Raw genomic sequence first — 389 nt, 5'->3', positions numbered from 1 at the left:
CGAGGGCGCTTTGCCTTCCGCGGGCATCTCCTCTACGGTTGTGGGCGTAGTCACAAAGCTGTCGCCATCGACGTGCGGCGGGAGAGTCGCGCTCAGCCACACCGATCGGGCGCCGTAGGAGCAATTTCCTCCCCGGGACACTCTCAGGCCCCCGCACCGTCGCACCGAGGCACATCTGGAAAGTAGCGCGGAGTGCTCCGCGCTCGCCGAAGGAGCAAGCCCCACCCCTCCGGGTGCGGCGGACACTCTCAGGCTGTGCAACAGATCGGGGAGGAACCCACAGACCGCGCGGGCGCACCGCGCCGAATCCTGGAGTTCCTCGATGACCCCCACCCCCCTCCCTCCCGCCGCCCGGCCCGGCAGACCCGGCGCCGGGCCGGCCGGCCGCG

1 riboswitch is annotated in these 389 nt (G+C 71.5%).

Features of this window, described 5'->3' with window-relative positions:
- Positions 1–165: 165 nt before the first annotated feature.
- A riboswitch (glycine riboswitch) is annotated at positions 166–274 on the top strand.
- The last annotated feature ends 115 nt before the right edge of the window (positions 275–389 follow it).

It is taken from the genome of Kocuria sp. KH4 (assembly GCF_053711175.1).
The sequence above is the reverse complement of the archived record's forward strand: the minus strand, read 5'-3'. Positions and strand labels throughout refer to the sequence as shown.